We start from the raw sequence: 18,487 nt of genomic DNA, 5'->3' as shown, positions 1-18,487 counted from the left end.
TTCAACTGGTGAAATTAACATTTAATTTGGAATTTGTATGCAGAAAAAAGATTTGATACTGGGGAAGAACGCTTTGAAGGAGGCAATTGCTGCCCAAACGGAAATTCAAAAAATTTTTATTTCAGATAATTTGGAATCTGAAGATACCAAAGCCTTTTTGAAATTGGCCAGATCTCATAAAATTCCCATTTTGAGAGTTCCTAAAGCCAAACTAGACCATCTTAGCCGACAAAACCATCAAGGCGTGATTGCTTTTACCAATCCGATTCCATTTCACCAACTCCATAATTTGGTAGATGGCTTATTTATGAATGGGCAGGATCCAGCGCTCCTCATTTGTGATGGAATTACCGACGTTCGCAATTTTGGTGCGATGGCCCGGTCTGCTGAAGTATTTGGGTTAAATGGCATTATCATAGGTCAAAAAAACAGTGCCCCAATCAATAGTGAATCCATAAAAGCTTCCTCAGGAGCTTTGCTTTCTATACCTGTCTGCCGTGAAAAAAATCTTCATCATAGTATTCGTCAACTTCAGGCCAGCGGCGTTGTTATTATTTGTGCTAGTGAAAAAGCAGCCACCTCAATTAGAAATATAGATTTGAAAAAACCACTTGCCTTTGTCTTTGGTGCAGAAGGTAGTGGAATTTCGGAAGATATTCTGGCCTTGGCTGATGAAGTCGCTTGTATACCGCAGTCCGGACAAATACAATCCTTAAATGTATCTGTAGCTGCCGGTATCTTTTTTTATGAATGGAAACAACAAATAATAGAACAAAAATAATGATGAGACACATCGCAACCTTATTAAGTATTCTCTTTCTACAACCCATATTATCCGGCCAGGAGCAGGGCCTTTTATGGAAAGTCGAGCATCCTCAAACAGCCAAAAAGGCTTATGTTTTTGGTACTATCCATTTAATTCCTGCCAAACACTTCTTCCTTCCTTCAGGTTTGGACAGTGCATTTGAACAATCATCAAAAATTTTTATGGAGATTGACATGGATGACATGGAAAATCTTGGAAAAATATTTGGGATCATGGATAAACTTTTCATGGAAGATGGCTTAAGCCTTGAAGATCTCGTAAACGAACAAGATTATAAATTGATTGAAACTCATTTTGATAATTTAGGTATGCCATTAAGCTTACTCAAAAGAATGAAGCCTTTACTTTTAAGTGCATTAAGCGGTACTGAAGGAAATCCAATGGCACTGAAAGATGGTAGCTTTAAATCTTACGAATTCGAATTAGCAGAAATGTCCAAACAAAAAAACAAATCGCTCGAAGGTTTGGAAACATTGGATTTTCAGATTTCACTTTTCGATAGTATACCCTACACCGTCCAGGCAAAAATGCTCATGGAGTCGATTCAGGCACCAAGTGATAAAATGGATGAATTATACAATATTTATCGCGCCCAAGACATCGGTAAAATGGTGCATGGAATCGAGTCTGAAGACCCTAATTTAAAACCTTATCTGGAAATGCTCATCTTCAAACGAAATCAGAGTTGGGTGCCCATCATCGAAGCAGAAATGCAAAAAGGAATCAGTCTTTTTGCTGTGGGTGCAGGACATTTAGGAGGATCTAAAGGATTATTGCAACTTTTAAAGCACAAAGGTTATATGCTTACCCGCGTCAACTAACAACTGTTAATATCCAAATATTTATAAATAATTATGGCGCTAATACTTCCGGTCCGAGACAAAACTCCCCGATGGGGTGAATCTTGTTTTTTTGCGGAGAATGCCACCCTTGTAGGTGATGTCATGTTAGGCGAAGCCTGCAGTGTATGGTTTCAAGCAGTGATTAGAGGAGATGTACATGAAATTCGCATTGGAAATCAAGTCAATATTCAGGATGGAGTAATTATTCATTGCACTTATGAAAAGGCCGGGACTTATATAGGCGACCGGGTATCCATCGGCCATAGAGCCATTGTCCACGGCTGCAAAATAGCATCAGATGTATTAATTGGAATGGGTGCCATCGTTATGGACCATTGCGAAATTCCATCAAACGTATTGGTTGCAGCTGGTGCTGTCGTTTTGGAAAACTCGGTTCTGGAATCGGGTTACATTTATGCAGGTGTGCCTGCAAAAAAAGTAAAAGCTCTGGATCAGGATGTGTTTAACTTTCACATTTCAAGAACAGCGAAAAATTATGAAATGTACGCAAGTTGGTTTAAACATTAATTTTTGCTTCAAGCTGACTGAAAATATTATTTTTAGATCAAATAAAAAGTTCGTAAATCAGTATTTATAATTTAACACAATTTCCTTAAGGCATGTTTTGTATTTGATCACTATTATCCCTGAATTGTCAATAGAATTTTATTTCAAGCTAAAACTACTTCGAATAAATTTCTCTCCTCAAATTAGTGCTTTATGAAAATCTTGATTTTATTATCTCGAATTTCTAACGAGGAGTCCTGTCTTTTTGCATTTTGACACTCACAACGAATCCGGATCACGATTCTTGAGTTATAAAAAAACATCCTTATAATGTTTGAGCTCATAAGTTCCGTTTGCATCAAACAAAATACCAATCACATCAAAACGGATTTCCCAGTAATGGTTTTTTTCCACCATATATGCTGCAGCTGCTTCCTGCATCATCCATTCTTTTCGGGAAGAGACAAAACTCTCAGGCTCTCCAAACGCGGAGGAGGATCTCGTTTTAACTTCAACAAATACGAGGATCTCTCCATGTTTCGCAATAATATCTATTTCCGACCTTCTATATCTCCAATTCCTAATGATGATTTCGTATCCAATTTCCAATAAATATTTGTTGGCGAGATCTTCTCCTTTTTTACCGGTTTGGATATGATCGGGACCCATTTTAAATAAGAATTAGACCGTGATGTTCTCCTTCCAGGAATTCATGCCGCCTAACAAATTTCTGACATTTTTAAATCCTGACTGTTCAAACATCATTTTGGCCATTTGGCTTCGGTTTCCACTTCTGCAGTAGACGATGATTTCCTCTTCTTCCAAACCATGCATTGCGCCAATTTTTAAGGGAAGCTCTGATTGCAGAGGTGCCAGTTCCCCTCCAATATTAAATTCTTCATGTTCGTAGACTTCTCTTACATCAATGAGTGTGATGCGATCACCATTTAAGATGCGTTGATGCAATTCTTGTACCGATATATCATTCATATTTCCTGATTATTCAATTTGTTAATCACAATCTGCAGGTTTGTCCTGCTGAATTTTCAATTGTATAGTAGATCCCAAAGCGATTGATTCGCCCGGATTTGGGTATTGCCAAACAACGATTGCATTTTCTTCATCCGTAATTTCACTCATGTATTGCAGATCTGATAATTCAAGCTTATAAGTATTTAATAAAAACCTTACTTCTGCAAAATTCATACAACGAAGTTTTGGCATATCTACTTTGCCACCACTTTGAGTTGATAATACAAAATCCAAGGTATCGCCTTTTAATATTTCAATATTATCTGTGCGTTTTTCAGCATCTGTCAATACTTGACCTTTGTACTGTACTTCAAGTATATGTTGCTCAGGACCGGGATCATAGCGAATTTCTTTGACCCGTGAATACAATTCAAAATTGTTGTATAGTTCTTTTCGTTTGAATTCAAAACGCTTGCCATACAATATTGGTAAATCACTTGAAAGCAGCCCTTCCGCGCGGTATTTTGTAATCGTAACATAAATGGACCTGCCTTCTTTGACCATAGAACCTGCAGTTGGAATTTGAGAAATGATGAGACCCCCCGGTTTGCCTTTCCAGAAGATTGAATCCGTGACTAATAATACAAAATCTTTCTTTCGAGCATGTTTGATGGCTTCTTCCTGACTAACCCCAATATACTTTGGCATTTTAATTTTTTGTCCATGATTGGTATACAATCTCAAAAAAATTGAATGTAAAATCCAAAGAATCAAGAATACTAAAAAGAGACGAAGTAGCGTGTGCCCAAACAACTTACTTTTAAAAAAAGCGGGAATTTCCGTGATATGAATTTTTGCTTGTTTGGGTTGTATAGATGCCATTTTTTATAAATAGTTGCAGCGTCAATTGTGCAAGTTGCAAAGATAAGAATAAGGATTGAGCTCTTTATGATCTTCCACCGCTCATTGAATGTGAAATCGACATGGCTCTTTCCCTTAAATTATATTACAAATTAATTTAATATGTTAGTATTTTTGTGGTCATAGAACGCATACCAATGGATCGCAATAAACTAAAAATCGGAATTCTCTTCGGCGGCAAATCCGCTGAGCATGAAATTTCCATCCAATCCGCCAAAAATATTATGGAAGCATTAGACCCGTCCAAATACGATGTGGTATTAATTCATATTGATAAGAATGGAAGATGGCAGAGCATCCCAGACCGTCAACGGCTCGACGAAGTAAAGACCGGAATGAGTATAAGTACACCAGAAAACAGCACTCAGGTTGTACTTCCACCTCAAAGTTCGGGTAATATGTTTCCTGTTGGAAATAATATGGCCAATGAAAAAATAGATGTGATATTTCCAATCTTACATGGCCCCTTTGGAGAAGACGGCACTGTGCAGGGTTTGCTAAAACTTGCCGATCTTCCTTTTGTAGGACCTGGAGTTTTGGGATCCGCTGTTGGAATGGACAAAGATATCATGAAGCGACTTTTGCGGGATGCAGCTATACCCATAGGTGATTATCTCGCTTTTCGCAAAACAGATCCGTTTCCGGAATTTGAAACGATAGCTGAAAAACTTGGACTGCCCCTATTTGTTAAACCAGCAAATTTAGGATCCTCTGTAGGTATCTCCAGGGTTCAAACCAAAGATGAATTTGAAAAAGCTTTGCAATTGGCTTACTCCTTTGACCGGAAGATTGTCATCGAAGCAAATATTATAGGCCGGGAGATTGAATGCGGAGTTTTAGGCAATGAAAAGCCTATAGCTTCCATACCTGGTGAAATCATCCCTAGCCACGCCTTTTATTCCTATGAAGCCAAATACCTCGACGAAAAAGGAGCTCAAATCGAAATTCCAGCCCGAATTTCGGAAGAACAAACCCAAAAGATACAGGAATTGGCTATCAGGGTTTTTGAAGTTTTGGAATGCGAGGGACTTAGCAGGGTTGATTTTTTCCTTACCGACCAAGGGGATATATTCGTGAATGAGATCAACACAATGCCTGGTTTTACAGCAATAAGCATGTACCCCAAGATGTGGGAATATTCAGGTATTTCCTATGCAAATCTGATTGATCGGCTCATCCAATTGGCCATAGACAGGTTTCAACAGGAAAAATTGCTCGTTTCCAATTATCCGTCTTCTTCTTAAAATGTATTTCCTAATCTTTAGTTAATCAATTACTTGCATTTATTTTGACTCCGGCAAGCTGCATTTTCCACTCCTGCCTGAATAGCAGCCAGTAACACCTATAAAAATTTTTCATAAAAAGTTTTGTGCAAGAACATTTAATTGTTAAAATTGCGGAGTATTAAACCTATTTTAAACATGCAAAACTTGCACATTATGAAAAAACAACTTTTTCTTTCTTTTCTGTTTATGTTCGCTTTGAGCATTGGTAGCTTTGCACAAAGCAAGATGTTTGGTGGTATTGATCTTGGTTTCTCTTCCAACGATCACCACAGTTCTTTTAATATTGGGCCAAGTCTTGGTTATTGGTTAAATGACAATGCTGCAATTGTTGGAAGCGTTGGATTTAGCTCTGAAAAAGACAAAACAGCTAACCCAGAAGTTACAACTTCAGGTTTTGGTATTGGTGTACAATATCGCCATTGCTGGAAAAATGACAATTTCTACTTTTACTTAGCTCCCGGAGTTGGTTATGGTACTGCAAAAGTTGACGATGGAACAACTGATTTCTCTGTAAATACTTTAAATGTCACTCTTTCTCCAGGGATTTCTTACATGCTTTCAGACAAATGGTCTATCAATGCTGAAATGGGCTTGTTAGATTACACAAGTGTTAGTGCTGACGGAGCTGATACTGATTCTCAGTTCAGTGTTAATACGAACATGAGCTCTTTGAGTTTCGGTCTTTGGTATCATTTCTAGGATTTAAATAAATCCATTAAAAGAACTAAACCCTCGGATGAACTCCGGGGGTTTTTTTATTACAGGATAAACAAGATAGACAAGATTATTAGGATTGGCAGGATTGACAGGATTAATTGTTAAAGCAGGAGATAGAATTAAAAGCAATCTGATTTATATTTTATTCATTTATAATTAAATGGACTGGTAAATTTGGTGAGGATTCTGTTTTATAAGTTTTGATTTCGGATTCTGTAAATCATCCCATAAAGAATTTTATTGATCCAAATTGGCCCATCAAATCTTGACTTTATTGGAGGTGGCTTATCGTTTATTTTACAAGCCACGAATTAAAAACTGATGGATTGATTCACGAGGTTTTATACCAAGCTAGAAGTTTTTCTTTTGATAATTCAAGCAGCCTTGGCGGTGATGGATTTAGGTTTTTACCGGACAGCACCAATTCATATTTTTCTAAATATGAATTAGCCATTATTTTACTGTTGAATACATCTCTGGCATAATCATGACATCTTTGAGGAGAAAACACATCCACATTTTTAATAGCCTCCACAAACTCATGTTCAGCATTAGATAAAAACCCAACATCCTTATTTATGATTTCAGGTAATGAACCATAAGGCGTTGCAAAAACCGGACAACCATAAAATAAACTTTCTATAATTGCCAATCCAAACGGTTCGTGCCACCTGACCGGAAAAATTAAACCTAACGATTCATCCAGGATTTTGAGCTTTTCATTTCCGCCCAGCATCCCATAAAATTGGATGCTGGGAGAAATCGTAAATCTGAAACCCATATTAAAATTCATCCTGTATCCACCAATTACTTTTAACCTGGTTTTTGCTGATTGGCTAATACTTATAGCCCCTTTCACATTTTTTACGCTCCATGCAGCCTTTCCCAAAAAATGACAATAATCTCTTTTGTTTACAAATGTTGGCGGCAGATAATCATCCCAGTCTAAACCATTGAGTACATAACAAGAAGAATTATGTCTGGCCGCATGATTTTTAGAAACGAACACGCTGTTCATATTTAATTCAGACAGGTCCTTAGAATTGCCATGTATCGTCATCAAATATTTTGTTCGCAAGTGCTCTACGGATGGAGGTCTAAAATGAAAGTGAACTATTTCAATATCCGCAGGTATTTGATCATTGATATTCAGCGCTGGATCAATGGTAAGGACATTGGCAAAAGGACAAGTTGAACCTTTTTTTACGAGAAATGTGACCTTGTGATTCATTTTGATAAGCTCTCGTCCGAGACACCAAACGACCCTTTCAATTCCGCCATAAGTTTTCGCCGGGATTATCGAATCATATACTATGAGGATATTCATCTTAATGTTAAAGTTCGATGTATTAAAATAAAAGTTTTAATTAAAATTAAAAAATTAAACAAACATTTATAAATCAAGTCTAAGCAGTGTTAATCTTTGTGCGAATATATTTCCAGGACAATTCAGAACAATTAAGTTACATTTATAAATCATAAAATGGGTACAAATATGATCTCACTTTTAAATTTAGCAGCTAACAAACCTAATCATTTCAAAAAAATAATCCACTCTATTTTATGGAGCCTTTTCATTTTGTTATTTCCGGCTCATCATGTATTTACGCAGGATCTTTATTTTCCTCCATTGACGGGAAATCAATGGGAAACTGTGAGTCCTGAAAGTTTAAACTGGTGTGCCCATGAAATCCCGGCTTTGTTTGATTATCTCAACGCTGAGGAAAGTAAAGCCTTCGTCGTATTGAAGGATGGAAAAATTGTCATTGAAAAATATTTTGATCAGTTTAGCAGGGACTCTCTATGGTACTGGGCCTCAGCGGGAAAGACACTGACCGCTTTTTTATGTGGAATGGCCCAACAAGACGGAATCCTGAAAATTTCTGACCCAAGTTCCAAATATTTAGGTCAGGCCTGGACACAATGTAATCCCGCCCAGGAAAATGCGATCCGTATTTGGAATCAGCTCTCCATGACTTCAGGCCTGGATGATGGGGTGCCGGACAATCACTGCACACAGGCACCTTGCTTGCTTTACAAAGCAGATGCAGGAAACAGGTGGGCTTATCATAATGCACCCTATACGCTGCTGCGTGACGTGCTGGAATCTGCATCGGGGCAAAATGAAAATAGCTATACCCAAAGCAAATTAAAATCGAGAACCGGAATGAAAGGATTGTGGTTTACATCCGGATTTGACAATGTGTATTTGAGCGACGCGAGAAGTATGGCGCGTTTTGGCCTTTTAATCCTAAACAGAGGGATTTGGAACCAGGATACCCTATTGAAAAACAGGGAATATTATGAAGAAATGGTCAAACCGTCTCAAACTCTGAATCCAGCTTACGGGTATTTGTGGTGGTTGAATGGTCAGAAATCATTTAAACTGCCCGGACTTCAAATTGATTTTCCCGGCTATCTCGTACCGGACGCTCCAAAAGACATGTTTGCCGGAATTGGTAAAAATGGACAGATCCTCTGTGTCGTACCGAGTGAAAACCTCATTGTGATGAGGATGGGTGAATCAAATGGCGGAGATGAAGTATCGATTTTGTTAATTAGGGAAATGTGGACTCTGTTGAACAAAATCAGATGTAATATCCCGGTTAGAAGTACAGAAATCAACATTAAAAATCGCGAAATTTCTGCATTTCCGAATCCATTTCAATCGCAAGTAAGTTTAAAAGGCATTGAAAATGGCACTGAAATTTGGATTTACGATTTTTTGGGCAGGCTTATCAATAAAAATATATATTTTAATAATATATTACTTAATGATTATAAACAAGGTATATATTATATTAAAATTAAAGGTATAAATTACACTATTCCAGTTTGGAAATTATAGAATTGCTCAAATCGTTTGTTAAGGTTTTTCATATTCCTTTTAGCTATAAATCAAATTTTTATATCTTTGCAATCCGTTTTTCAAAAGCCGGTTATGGATTCTTTTCGAGTATATGCGGTTCCGCTAAAAAGTTTGCGAAACGGCATACATCGGTTCAATTGGACTTTGGATAGTTCTTTTTTTGAACATTTCGAAGCCAGTCCTATCCGGAAGGGAGTGTTTAAAGTAAGTATGGAATTGGATAAACAAGATGATTTGTCTTCATTTCAGCTTAATATTGAAGGAAGTTATAAATCAGTTTGTGACCGTTGCCTGGCAAATATTGAAATTCCAGTCAACCAGCAATACCAACTTTACGTAAAAACCTCACTTGAAGTAGTATCGGATCCGAGTTTGATTTGTCTTAGTCCAGGGGAAGTGGAATTAAAAATGGCAGGTATATTTTATGATTACATCTGCTTATCCTTGCCCATCACCCAAACTATAAATTGTGGTCAGATGGAAAGTCCACCTTGTGACAAAGACATTTTAAGTAGAATTCAATCTGCAGACGATTTTCAATCAGAGGAAACGGTCTGGGATGCATTAAAAAAATTAAAAGAGAATTAAATTATTAAGTTATGCCAAATCCTAAATGGAGGCACTCCAAACAACGCAAAAGAAAGAGGAGAACTCACTATAAAGCTGAGACCCCGCAATTAGCTACTTGTAAAACCACAGGTGTAACGCATATTATGCACCATGCATTTTGGCATGAGGGCAGTATGTACTACAAAGGAAATGTAGTCATTAAGGGTGCTGCTGCAGAAGCTCCGGCCGAACAAGCCTGATCAAAATTATAATCAATATCTGAAAAGCTCCCATAATATTATGTGGAGCTTTTTGCATTTAAATAAGTCATCATGAAAAAAGTAATTTTAACCACCGATGCCCCAAAACCGATAGGTCCCTACAGTCAAGCTATCCTCTTTGAAAAATGTCTTTACGTATCAGGTCAGATCGCATTAGATCCTAAATCGGGAGATTTGTGTACATCCACAATCCAGGAAGAAACGCATAGGGTCCTCGACAATATAGGTGCCATCTTAAAAGCAGCTGAAATGGATTATTCAAATGTTCTGAAATGCACTGTATTCGTAAAGGATATCAATCAATTCAGTGCCATCAATGCTGTTTATAATACTTATTTCCCGGGCGAAGCACCGCCTGCCAGAGAACTGGTTCAGGTGGCAGAATTGCCCAGGTTTGTAAATATTGAAATCAGCTGTATTGCCGGATTTTAATGACCAGTTGCCAATATTCAGTTGGCAGTTTTATGCGATTGAATAGAAATGAATGAGAATTTGGAATAAAGAGGATGGAGGATGGATGATGGAGTATAGATTATGGAACAAGGAGAATGGAGGATGGAGTCCTGATATAAAGTAAACTTTCAAACATCCATGCTTACAAACCAAACTAACAGACTAACAGACTAACAGACTACCAGACTACCAGACTATCAGACTACCAGACTAAATCACATTAAATTTAAGATAGAAAAAAATCATATGGAAACTGCAAGAAAAATTATCCTTAGTGGAATACAGCCTACCGGTAAATTGCATTTTGGAAGATATTTTGGTGCCATTCAGAATTGGGTTGAGTTGCAAAAAGAATATGATTGCATTTATAGCATCGTCGATTATCACGCCATGACGATGCCTTATAATCCGATTAAGCTCAAAGAAAATGTCTGGGATTTAGCGATCAATTTGTTGGCATGTGGGGTAGAGCCCGAAAATTTATTTATTCAATCTTTGGTGCCCGAACACGCAGAATTGTGCTGGATTTTATCATGTATGTGTAGTTATGGAGAGCTCAGCAGAATGACCCAATTCAAAGACAAAACACAACAAATAAAGGAAAAAGATAAAGACCTTTTTGTTTCAGCTGGTTTGTTTATATATCCAGTATTGCAAGCAGCAGACATCCTGATTTATAAAGCAGATTTCGTGCCTGTCGGAAAGGATCAGGAACAACATCTTGAGTTGACCAGAAATATTGCTGAACGCTTTAATTATGTAACCGGGAAAGATTATTTTAAACTTCCGGAGCCCCTGTTTACAGAAATTCCAAAAGTGATGTCAACAGCTGATCCTTTGAAAAAAATGAGCGCTAGTGCGGGAGACAAACATTTTATTGATCTCTTTGGTGATCCGGATCAAATTCGCAAACAAATCAGATCTGCTGTTACTGATGCAGGTGAAATAAACACAAAGCAGTTAAGTCCGGGCGTTGAGAACTTATTTATGTTGCTCAAAGCATCGGATAAAAATAGTTTTCAATCTCTGATGGTGGACTATGAAAACGGAAATCTGCCTTATAGTAGCTTAAAAGACAGGGTCGCCGATGCACTCATTGAAATAGCCAGACCCATTCAGGACAAGAAAACTAAATTGCTCAGCAACAAAAAAGAAATCAAAGAGCTGATTAAAAAATCTTCAACTAACATTCGTAAGCGGGCAGCACAAACTGTTATGGAAGTTAAATCATTAACCGGAATTGGCTAATAAAATTGATATTCCTAATAAACTAAATGTCTTGCTTTTATCCTAAAATTTAAATTTTAATTATGACTATATTTTGTGTAGGCAGAAATTATTCAGAGCACGCCAAAGAACTTCATAATCAGATACCTACAGAGCCCGTAATTTTTTTAAAACCCGCTACAGCAATATTACCGGAAGAAAGATCTATGTATTACCCGGAATTTACGCAAGACTTACAACACGAAATTGAATTGATTTTTAAGTTCGATAAAAAAGGAAAATCAATCCCCGAACAGCAAGCCTGGAATTATATCAGTCATGTAAGTGTAGGCATTGATTTTACAGCCAGAGATCTCCAGCAAAAGTGTAAGGAAAAATCATTGCCCTGGGAAATCAGCAAAGCTTTTGATTGCTCTGCCCTTATAGGTAAATGGATTCCGATAGAGGAAATTCAAAAGGAAACTTTATCATTTGAACTTTATAAAAATGGGGTAGCTGTTCAGCATGGCAGTGCAAGTGATATGATATTTTCTGTTCCATTTATTGTTCAATATCTAAGTCAGTTTTTTAAAATCAATAAAGGTGATATCTTGTTTACAGGAACGCCATCTGGAGTAAGTTCTGTACAAATTGGCGACAAATTGCAGGGATTTTTGAATGGCGTAAGCATGTTTGAAACAGAAATAAAATAAATGCAGGTCTTGCGAAGTTCAAGAATGCTTAAAATTTCGTTTTCAACAAATTGAAGTTCATAGCCTACGATAAATTTCTGCAAGTTCTTCTAAAATCATACCCGTCGCTCCCCATATCGTCAAAGACTCCCATACCATTGCTGGTACCCGTAGTTCAAGACCCTGTGAAGTTTGTATGGTTTTTATGCTTTTTATTCCGGAATCCGATATCAAATGGAGTGGAATTTCGTGCAGCGCTTCGACCTCTTCTTTTTGCAATTTGTAATCTGGAATTTTTGGATACCAGGCAACAAACGGAAACACATGGTGATTGCTAACAGGAATGTACAAAGAACTCATGGCGCCAAGGATTTCAATTTCGTGAGGATCGATTCCTATTTCTTCTGCACATTCGCGGATCGCAGTATCCTGGATAGATTTATCAACTATATCTTTTCTACCACCGGGCAAACTAATTTGCCCCCGATGCACATCATTTGTCTTATTATTTATTCTTGTTATTAATGGAAAAAACAAATTGTCGGAGTTTTCATAAAGCAAAACCAGAACCGCTGCCGGATGCGCATTGAAAGGTATAGGAACTTCTAAACGGGCGGCATAAGGTGCCATTTGTAAATGTGCCTGAACCCCCGGCAATTTTTGAGTTAATGCTTGTTTGAATTTTAATTTCCAATTTTCCATTTAGGCAAATCGCCATTGAAATTAAATAAATCTGAAATAAATTGGAATTTTGAAGTCGTTATAAAATCTACTTATTTGCTTGCTTCAAGTATTCCTCAATCGCCATAGTCATGGAAGGCGTTTCAAGGGTAGGCGCCTGAATATCGAGAAAGAGACCAGCATCTGTGACTGCTTTTGCCACAGCGGATCCAAATGCAGCAATTCGAATAGAACCTTGCTCGAATTCCGGAAAATTATCAAAAATAGATTTAACTTCCTGTGGACTAAATAACACCACTAAGTCGTAATTGGAATCCTTTAAATCTTTTAATTCGGAACTAACCCGCCGATACATGGGAGATTCTAGGAATTTGACTTTAAGAGATTTCAAAAACGAAGCAACCTCAGGATTACCAGACTCAGAACAAGGAATCAGGAAAGGACCTGCCTCTTTGTGTTTGGTAAAATAATTCGCGAGTTCTGTAACGGATTTAACTCCATTAAAAACTTTTCGTTTTCTGAAGATGATAAATTTCTGAAGGTAATTGGCAATCGCTTCAGTTGCACAGAAATATTTGTTCATTTCATTAATCTTGAAACGCATTTCTTCAGCAAGGCGGAAATAGTTTTCAATAGCGTTTTTACTGGTAAACACGATACAAGGATACTCATCGTGCCGGATCCGTTGTCTTCTGAATTCCTTTTCAGTATACCCTTCTATAGTTATGAGAGGTCGCCAATCCAGATGAATTTTATATTTTGTTTCCAGGTCAAAATATGGGGATCGCTCTGGTTTAGGCTGAGAAAGCAGAACGTTTTTAACCCGTTTCAATCTGTTCTCTTTCTTGGCTGCGATGGTTGTCGTTTTTGTCGGCATATCCTTCAGCTTTCAAAACACACCATGTCTCGTCAAATAAATGTATAAAACGGTAACTGGTGCAATTTCGAAGGTGCAAAGATACAATAAAAAGTGAAATATATGATCCCGCCACAGATTTATTGAAAATATAATCTCTCTTAACTGTCTGTATATCAACAATATAATAATAATTATCCCGACCAGAAACATACATTTTTCTCCAATTGCAGGATTCACAAAACTGATAATAAAATTTGCAGGGATGAGTATAATGGCTAAAATGCAATTAAAAACCACCATACTGAACAAGTAGCGATCCGTATCTTTAGATAGCCCATAAATATAACCTAAAACTTTGACCATCAAATGTTTAATACTATAAACCAGCAATACAAAGCCAGAAATATATAGTATATATACCGGAGCCTTTAGGCCTTGAAAATGAATAATAAACAGGTAAATAAATAAACTGAGGCCAATAAAATACAATCCATAGAGCAAATAGAAAACGAGACTTACATCTTCTCTGGATTCGCGATAAAGTAAACTTAAGAAATTCACATTTATTAGGCTTCTGTACAATTTGAGTGTTACAGACCGATTGATATTTAAAGCAATTGCCAGTAAGAAGCTTAAAAACAGCAATCCCCAAAAAAGGAGTGACTTTATTTCTGACTCTTTAATTTTATAAATATTTCTTTCTTTGATCCAATCGATCAAGGGATTGGAATCGTTCAAAGTATTCGACTTTGAAGAAATTGCCTGTTCTTTTAATTCAAATGGATTTTGATAAATCTTACTGAGACTATCCGACACCTGCAAATGATCTTCGTGGCTAGCATCACGGACCGATTTTGATAGTTGGAATGGATTATTCGCCTGAGCGGATATGGAACAGGATTGACAGAAAAAAATGAAAATTAAAAATAGAAAATTTACTTTTAAGGACATATAAATTTAAACCCGATTCCATGAATATTATCAATTTTAATATCTGGGTCTTCGCTTAAATATTTACGCAGTCTTGAAATAAATACATCGAGACTTCTTCCCATAAAATAATCATCTTCGCCCCACAGTGTTTCGAGAATCAGCGACCGTTTGATGACTTTGTTTTTATTTTTTAGCAAATAACTTAATAATTCACTTTCCCTTTGTGTCAGGATTCTGGGCTGATCATTTAATACGAGTTGGTATTCCATTGGCATATAAAAATACTTGCCAACCTGAATTTCCTTTTCTTCAGAGGGTGCTTCAAAAACTCTGCTGCGACGGAGGAATATTTCAATCTTCAGGATTAGTTCTTCAATACTAAACGGTTTGGTCAGATAGTCGTCGCCACCCAATTTAAGTCCATGAATCCGGTCGTCCTTCATGGATTTGGCAGTTAGGAAAATGATGGGAATCTGGTGATCTTTTTTTCTAATGTTTTCTGCAATGGTAAATCCATCCATTTCAGGTAACATTACATCGAGGATCACCAAGTCAAATTTTTCCTCTTTAAATTTGTCGAATGCAGCAGCTCCACTAGCACAATGAACCACTTCATAACCTTGTAACTCCAGGTGGTCTTTGGTTATAAATGATAGCGTTTCGTCATCTTCTGCATACAAAAGTCTGGCCCGTTTCATTTATGCGAATTTTTGACCAAGATACGAACAATTGTTCCTTTCTTGTATTCACTTTGGATCCCCAATTCAAAACCATGGGCGTCGCATATCCTTTTTACATAATAAAGGCCTATTCCAAAGCCTTTCACGTTATGCACATCCCCGGTTGAGACTCTATAGAATTTCTGGAATAAATAGGGCATATCCTCTTTTTTAATGCCAATTCCTTTGTCCTCAATTTCGATTACGCACGCATCGATCAGGTCAAAGGTCCGGATATAAATTTCGGGAGTTTCCCTGCTATATTTAATGGCATTGTCCAAAAGATTGCTCAAAACATTGGTCATATGAAATTTATCGGCCTTGACTTTATGTTTTTCAGCGTTCAATTCTGTTTCCAAAATACCCCCTGCATCGCGTACGCGAAGCTGCTGATTGTTTACCAGTTGCGACATCAATTCGTGCAAGTCAATATCTTCCAATCTAAGACTGAAAGTTGAAGATTCCATTTTCGCTAATTGCAATACTTTTTCGACCTGATCATTCAATCTTTGATTTTGATCTTTTATAATCTTGGTATACTGACTCAATCGCTTATCTTCTTCAATCAAAGGATGATTCAGGAGAACTTCAGAAGCTATTTTGATGGAGGATATGGGGGTTTTAAACTCATGTGTCATATTATTTACAAAATCCTTCATCAAATCTGAATATCGCTTTTGCCGAAGAATAATATAAATTGCAGAAATTAATATCAAACAAGCGGCCAAAATAAGTCCAGAGAAAAACAACATATTGCCTAAACTTTGATAGAGGTAGGATTCTTTTTCCGGAAATTTTACAACAAAATAATGAGTATCATCCGACTTTTTCTTTGCTTTCTTTTTCTTGGTCGCTGATACTTTCTTTTGGTTGGGCACACTACAACATTCACTGTAAATAAGTTCATTGGTACTGCAATCATAAACACCGTATTCGAAAGGTGTTGTCAGATGTTGTTTTTCAAATTCTGTTTCAGGCAAAACAGCCAGAACAGTCTGATCGATGGGTGAATTCACTTTTACTTCATAAGAGTTGCTGGCTTCCTGGACGATCAAACCTTTTTCCGAAATTTTTGCCTTGTTATACTTGCCAATACCCAGTGCTGTATTTCTTAATGCTTTACTAACATCTCTATGAAATTCCCGATCTTCTCTGTTGAAGCTTTGTTTAATAAAATAGGCTTGCATCCCCAGAATTCCAAGAATGACCAGGGCACTAAAAACGATGATTGCAATAATCTTTCCGCTTGACAAAAATGCAAATTTAATTAAGTATTATAACCCCCCGTTTTGAATAATGTTTAACCATTCGATAGTGCTAAAAGTTCCTCCCATCTGTTTTCCAGCTGGGAAATGCGAAGCTGAATCTCCGCTAGCCGCCTGTTGATTTGTGCAATTTCAGATTCTGCCAAAACATTCCCGTTAAATTTTTCAAGCAACAGATCTCTTTCCTGGTGAATTTTATCCAACTCCCTTTCAATTTGATCCATTTCTCTTTTTTCTTTTTGACCCGGTCTTTTAACTTTGGCATTCGAAGATTCTTTAGGCACAGCATCCACGGTCTTTTCAGGAATTAATTTTTCACTTTTTAATCTGAAATCCGAATAATTTCCGGGAAAATCATCAACCTGTCCCTCTGAAGTCAATACAAACAAATGTTCCACAATTTTATCCATAAAATATCGGTCGTGTGAAACGATTAATACACAGCCCGGAAATTCTATCAGGTATTGTTCCAAGACATTGAGGGTAATAATATCCAAATCATTGGTAGGCTCATCGAGTATCAGAAAATTCGGATTTGCCATTAGAATAGTTAATAAATACAATCTCCTTTTTTCACCACCGCTCAATTGTGAAACAAAAACCTGTTGCTGTGGCCTTGGAAAAAGAAACCTTTCCAAAAGATTCTCAGCTGATAATTTATGCCCCTTTTTTAAAGGAATATAATCCGCGATACCTCTTACGACATCAATCACTGTTTTGTCATCCCTCAATTGCAATCCATCCTGCTCGTAAAATCCAAATTGTACGGTCTCCCCTATTATTATTTTTCCCTGATCAGGTTTAATTTTTCCCGTCAAAAGGTTTAGTAAACTCGTTTTACCTGAGCCATTTGGACCCACAATACCGAGTCTGTCTGTAGGTTTAAATTTATAACTTAAATCTTTAACGATGGATTGGTCTCCATAACTTTTGTGGATGTGGTGGAGCTCCAGCACTTTGGATCCTAACCTCGGCATTTCCAAAGGCACTTCTGCCAATTCTGCATTTTGAGGACCCTGAATGGTCTCTTTTAGTTCATAGAATTTATCTACTCGCGCTTTGTTTTTAGTAGTGCGGGCTTTTGGCATTCTTCTAACCCAGTCCAATTCTTTGCGCAAAAGTTTTTCGGTCTTCTCGCGATAAACTGATTCGTTTTGAACGCGCTGCGTCTTCTTTTCAAGAAATTCCTCGTAATCGCCCTGGTATTTATACAATTGGCCTTGATCCAATTCATAAATCTGATTACAAATGTTATTCAAAAAATAACGATCGTGAGTCACCATAAATAGCGTAATCGAAGATTGACTTAAATAGCGCTCTAACCACTCAATCATTTCGAGATCCAAATGATTCGTCGGTTCGTCAAGAATAAGGAATTCCGGATTTCCACAAAGAATCCTTACCAAGGCTAACCTCTTTTTCTGGCCGCCACTTAGGCTGGACACCGGAAAATCAAGAGGTGGTAATTTAAATTTTCCCAACAACTCCCGCATTCTAGTATCTACTTCCCAAACATCCGGCTGATCCAATGAAGCCAATACTTTTTCATAAGATTCTTCAGGATGTTCGAGATGTGCTTTATGGAGGTTTGTGAGGCCGCTCATCCATTCAAAGGGATTATTAAGAATGGCGTCCAAGAGTGTATCCTCTTTTTGGAAAACCGGTTCCTGGCTTAAATAAGCCATCCTCACATCTTTGTTTTTATACAAATAAACGTTTTCACCTTCCAGGGCCTCTTCACCTGTGATCATTCTCAGCAAAGATGATTTCCCAGTGCCATTTCTGGCAACCAATGCAGCTTTATCACTTTTGTTGATCATGATGCTGAGATCGTTAAATAACAATTTCTCACCAAAAGATTTGCTTGCCCGCTCTAGTGTCAAATAATTCATTGGGGGCAAAGCTAAAG

At 37.3% G+C, this 18,487-nt stretch carries 21 protein-coding genes; 11 read left to right on the top strand and 10 right to left on the bottom strand.

All coding sequences use genetic code 11. From position 1 onward, the window contains the following. Nucleotides 1–37: 37 nt before the first annotated feature. From rlmB to IPM92_11415, 3 genes are read left to right on the top strand one after another with little or no spacing between them, the layout of a single operon-like run. Nucleotides 38–781, top strand: a complete 744-nt coding sequence (rlmB, locus tag IPM92_11425) for a 23S rRNA (guanosine(2251)-2'-O)-methyltransferase RlmB (GenBank protein MBK9108944.1) — start codon at nucleotides 38–40, stop codon at nucleotides 779–781. Further along, nucleotides 781–1,647, top strand: coding sequence for a TraB/GumN family protein (locus IPM92_11420; GenBank protein MBK9108943.1), 867 nt, complete (start codon nucleotides 781–783; stop codon nucleotides 1,645–1,647). The genes rlmB and IPM92_11420 overlap by 1 nt, the downstream gene beginning before the upstream one ends. A gap of 33 nt (nucleotides 1,648–1,680) precedes the next feature. Then, nucleotides 1,681–2,196 carry a gamma carbonic anhydrase family protein gene (locus tag IPM92_11415; GenBank protein MBK9108942.1) on the top strand — a complete coding sequence of 172 codons (516 nt, stop codon included), beginning with the start codon at nucleotides 1,681–1,683 and terminating at the stop codon, nucleotides 2,194–2,196. 288 nt (nucleotides 2,197–2,484) lie between these two features. Here IPM92_11415 and IPM92_11410 read toward each other — a convergent pair whose 3' ends face one another. Genes IPM92_11410 through IPM92_11400 form a run of 3 tightly spaced genes read right to left on the bottom strand, consistent with a single transcriptional unit; the run spans nucleotide 2,485 to nucleotide 3,855 of the window. Beyond that, nucleotides 2,485–2,844 (bottom strand): YraN family protein, encoded by a 360-nt coding sequence (locus tag IPM92_11410; protein MBK9108941.1) that lies wholly within the window; start codon nucleotides 2,842–2,844, stop codon nucleotides 2,485–2,487. A gap of 12 nt (nucleotides 2,845–2,856) precedes the next feature. Next, a complete protein-coding gene (locus tag IPM92_11405) occupies nucleotides 2,857–3,165 on the bottom strand; it encodes a rhodanese-like domain-containing protein (GenBank protein ID MBK9108940.1) in 309 nt (102 codons plus the stop codon). Between the two features lie 21 nt (nucleotides 3,166–3,186). Further along, nucleotides 3,187–3,855 carry a PASTA domain-containing protein gene (locus IPM92_11400; GenBank protein MBK9108939.1) on the bottom strand — a complete coding sequence of 223 codons (669 nt, stop codon included), beginning with the start codon at nucleotides 3,853–3,855 and terminating at the stop codon, nucleotides 3,187–3,189. Nucleotides 3,856–4,205: 350 nt separating this feature from the next. Here IPM92_11400 and ddlA point away from each other — a divergent pair, with 350 nt between their 5' ends. Together ddlA and IPM92_11390 are read left to right on the top strand one after the other, a co-directional pair. Continuing rightward, nucleotides 4,206–5,312 (top strand): D-alanine--D-alanine ligase, encoded by a 1,107-nt coding sequence (ddlA, locus tag IPM92_11395; protein MBK9108938.1) that lies wholly within the window; start codon nucleotides 4,206–4,208, stop codon nucleotides 5,310–5,312. Between the two features lie 195 nt (nucleotides 5,313–5,507). Next, complete coding sequence (locus tag IPM92_11390; protein MBK9108937.1) at nucleotides 5,508–6,053, top strand: porin family protein; 546 nt, start codon at nucleotides 5,508–5,510, stop codon at nucleotides 6,051–6,053. A 349-nt stretch (nucleotides 6,054–6,402) separates the two neighbouring features. Here the strand turns inward: IPM92_11390 and IPM92_11385 are convergent, their stop codons facing one another. Beyond that, nucleotides 6,403–7,398 (bottom strand): glycosyltransferase, encoded by a 996-nt coding sequence (locus IPM92_11385; protein MBK9108936.1) that lies wholly within the window; start codon nucleotides 7,396–7,398, stop codon nucleotides 6,403–6,405. A 168-nt stretch (nucleotides 7,399–7,566) separates the two neighbouring features. Between IPM92_11385 and IPM92_11380 the strand changes: the two genes are divergently transcribed. The 6 genes from IPM92_11380 (at nucleotide 7,567) to IPM92_11355 (ending at nucleotide 12,142) form a co-directional block, all read left to right on the top strand. After that, nucleotides 7,567–8,919, top strand: a complete 1,353-nt coding sequence (locus IPM92_11380; GenBank protein ID MBK9108935.1) for a serine hydrolase — start codon at nucleotides 7,567–7,569, stop codon at nucleotides 8,917–8,919. 93 nt (nucleotides 8,920–9,012) lie between these two features. Next, complete coding sequence (locus IPM92_11375) at nucleotides 9,013–9,528, top strand: hypothetical protein (protein ID MBK9108934.1); 516 nt, start codon at nucleotides 9,013–9,015, stop codon at nucleotides 9,526–9,528. Nucleotides 9,529–9,539: 11 nt separating this feature from the next. Beyond that, nucleotides 9,540–9,749 (top strand): 50S ribosomal protein L32, encoded by a 210-nt coding sequence (gene rpmF, locus IPM92_11370; protein MBK9108933.1) that lies wholly within the window; start codon nucleotides 9,540–9,542, stop codon nucleotides 9,747–9,749. Between the two features lie 72 nt (nucleotides 9,750–9,821). Further along, nucleotides 9,822–10,202, top strand: coding sequence for a RidA family protein (locus IPM92_11365; GenBank protein MBK9108932.1), 381 nt, complete (start codon nucleotides 9,822–9,824; stop codon nucleotides 10,200–10,202). Between the two features lie 267 nt (nucleotides 10,203–10,469). After that, entirely contained in the window at nucleotides 10,470–11,471 is a 1,002-nt protein-coding gene (gene trpS, locus IPM92_11360; protein ID MBK9108931.1) for a tryptophan--tRNA ligase, read from the top strand. 62 nt (nucleotides 11,472–11,533) lie between these two features. Further along, nucleotides 11,534–12,142: a fumarylacetoacetate hydrolase family protein gene (locus IPM92_11355; GenBank protein ID MBK9108930.1), complete on the top strand. Its 609-nt coding sequence runs from the start codon at nucleotides 11,534–11,536 to the stop codon at nucleotides 12,140–12,142. 57 nt (nucleotides 12,143–12,199) lie between these two features. On the opposite strand, the gene IPM92_11350 is transcribed toward IPM92_11355, so the two are convergent. From IPM92_11350 to IPM92_11325, 6 genes are all read right to left on the bottom strand, one after another. After that, nucleotides 12,200–12,823, bottom strand: coding sequence for a CoA pyrophosphatase (locus IPM92_11350; protein MBK9108929.1), 624 nt, complete (start codon nucleotides 12,821–12,823; stop codon nucleotides 12,200–12,202). 67 nt (nucleotides 12,824–12,890) lie between these two features. Further along, nucleotides 12,891–13,679, bottom strand: a complete 789-nt coding sequence (locus IPM92_11345) for a uroporphyrinogen-III synthase (GenBank protein ID MBK9108928.1) — start codon at nucleotides 13,677–13,679, stop codon at nucleotides 12,891–12,893. 12 nt (nucleotides 13,680–13,691) lie between these two features. Beyond that, nucleotides 13,692–14,612 carry a DUF4271 domain-containing protein gene (locus IPM92_11340; GenBank protein MBK9108927.1) on the bottom strand — a complete coding sequence of 307 codons (921 nt, stop codon included), beginning with the start codon at nucleotides 14,610–14,612 and terminating at the stop codon, nucleotides 13,692–13,694. Continuing rightward, the gene (locus tag IPM92_11335; protein MBK9108926.1) at nucleotides 14,603–15,292 is read right to left on the bottom strand and encodes a response regulator transcription factor; all 690 of its coding nucleotides are present in this window, start codon (nucleotides 15,290–15,292) and stop codon (nucleotides 14,603–14,605) included. Before IPM92_11335 ends, IPM92_11340 begins: the two co-directional genes overlap by 10 nt. Further along, the gene (locus IPM92_11330) at nucleotides 15,289–16,566 is read right to left on the bottom strand and encodes a HAMP domain-containing histidine kinase (protein ID MBK9108925.1); all 1,278 of its coding nucleotides are present in this window, start codon (nucleotides 16,564–16,566) and stop codon (nucleotides 15,289–15,291) included. The genes IPM92_11335 and IPM92_11330 overlap by 4 nt, the downstream gene beginning before the upstream one ends. Nucleotides 16,567–16,613: 47 nt before the next feature. Beyond that, nucleotides 16,614–18,470 (bottom strand): ABC-F family ATP-binding cassette domain-containing protein, encoded by a 1,857-nt coding sequence (locus IPM92_11325; protein MBK9108924.1) that lies wholly within the window; start codon nucleotides 18,468–18,470, stop codon nucleotides 16,614–16,616. Nucleotides 18,471–18,487: the final 17 nt, after the last annotated feature.

Source organism: Saprospiraceae bacterium (assembly GCA_016719615.1).
In the GTDB taxonomy this organism is placed as follows: Bacteria; Bacteroidota; Bacteroidia; order Chitinophagales; family Saprospiraceae; genus Vicinibacter.
This window is presented reverse-complemented; position numbering and strand designations above follow the sequence as displayed.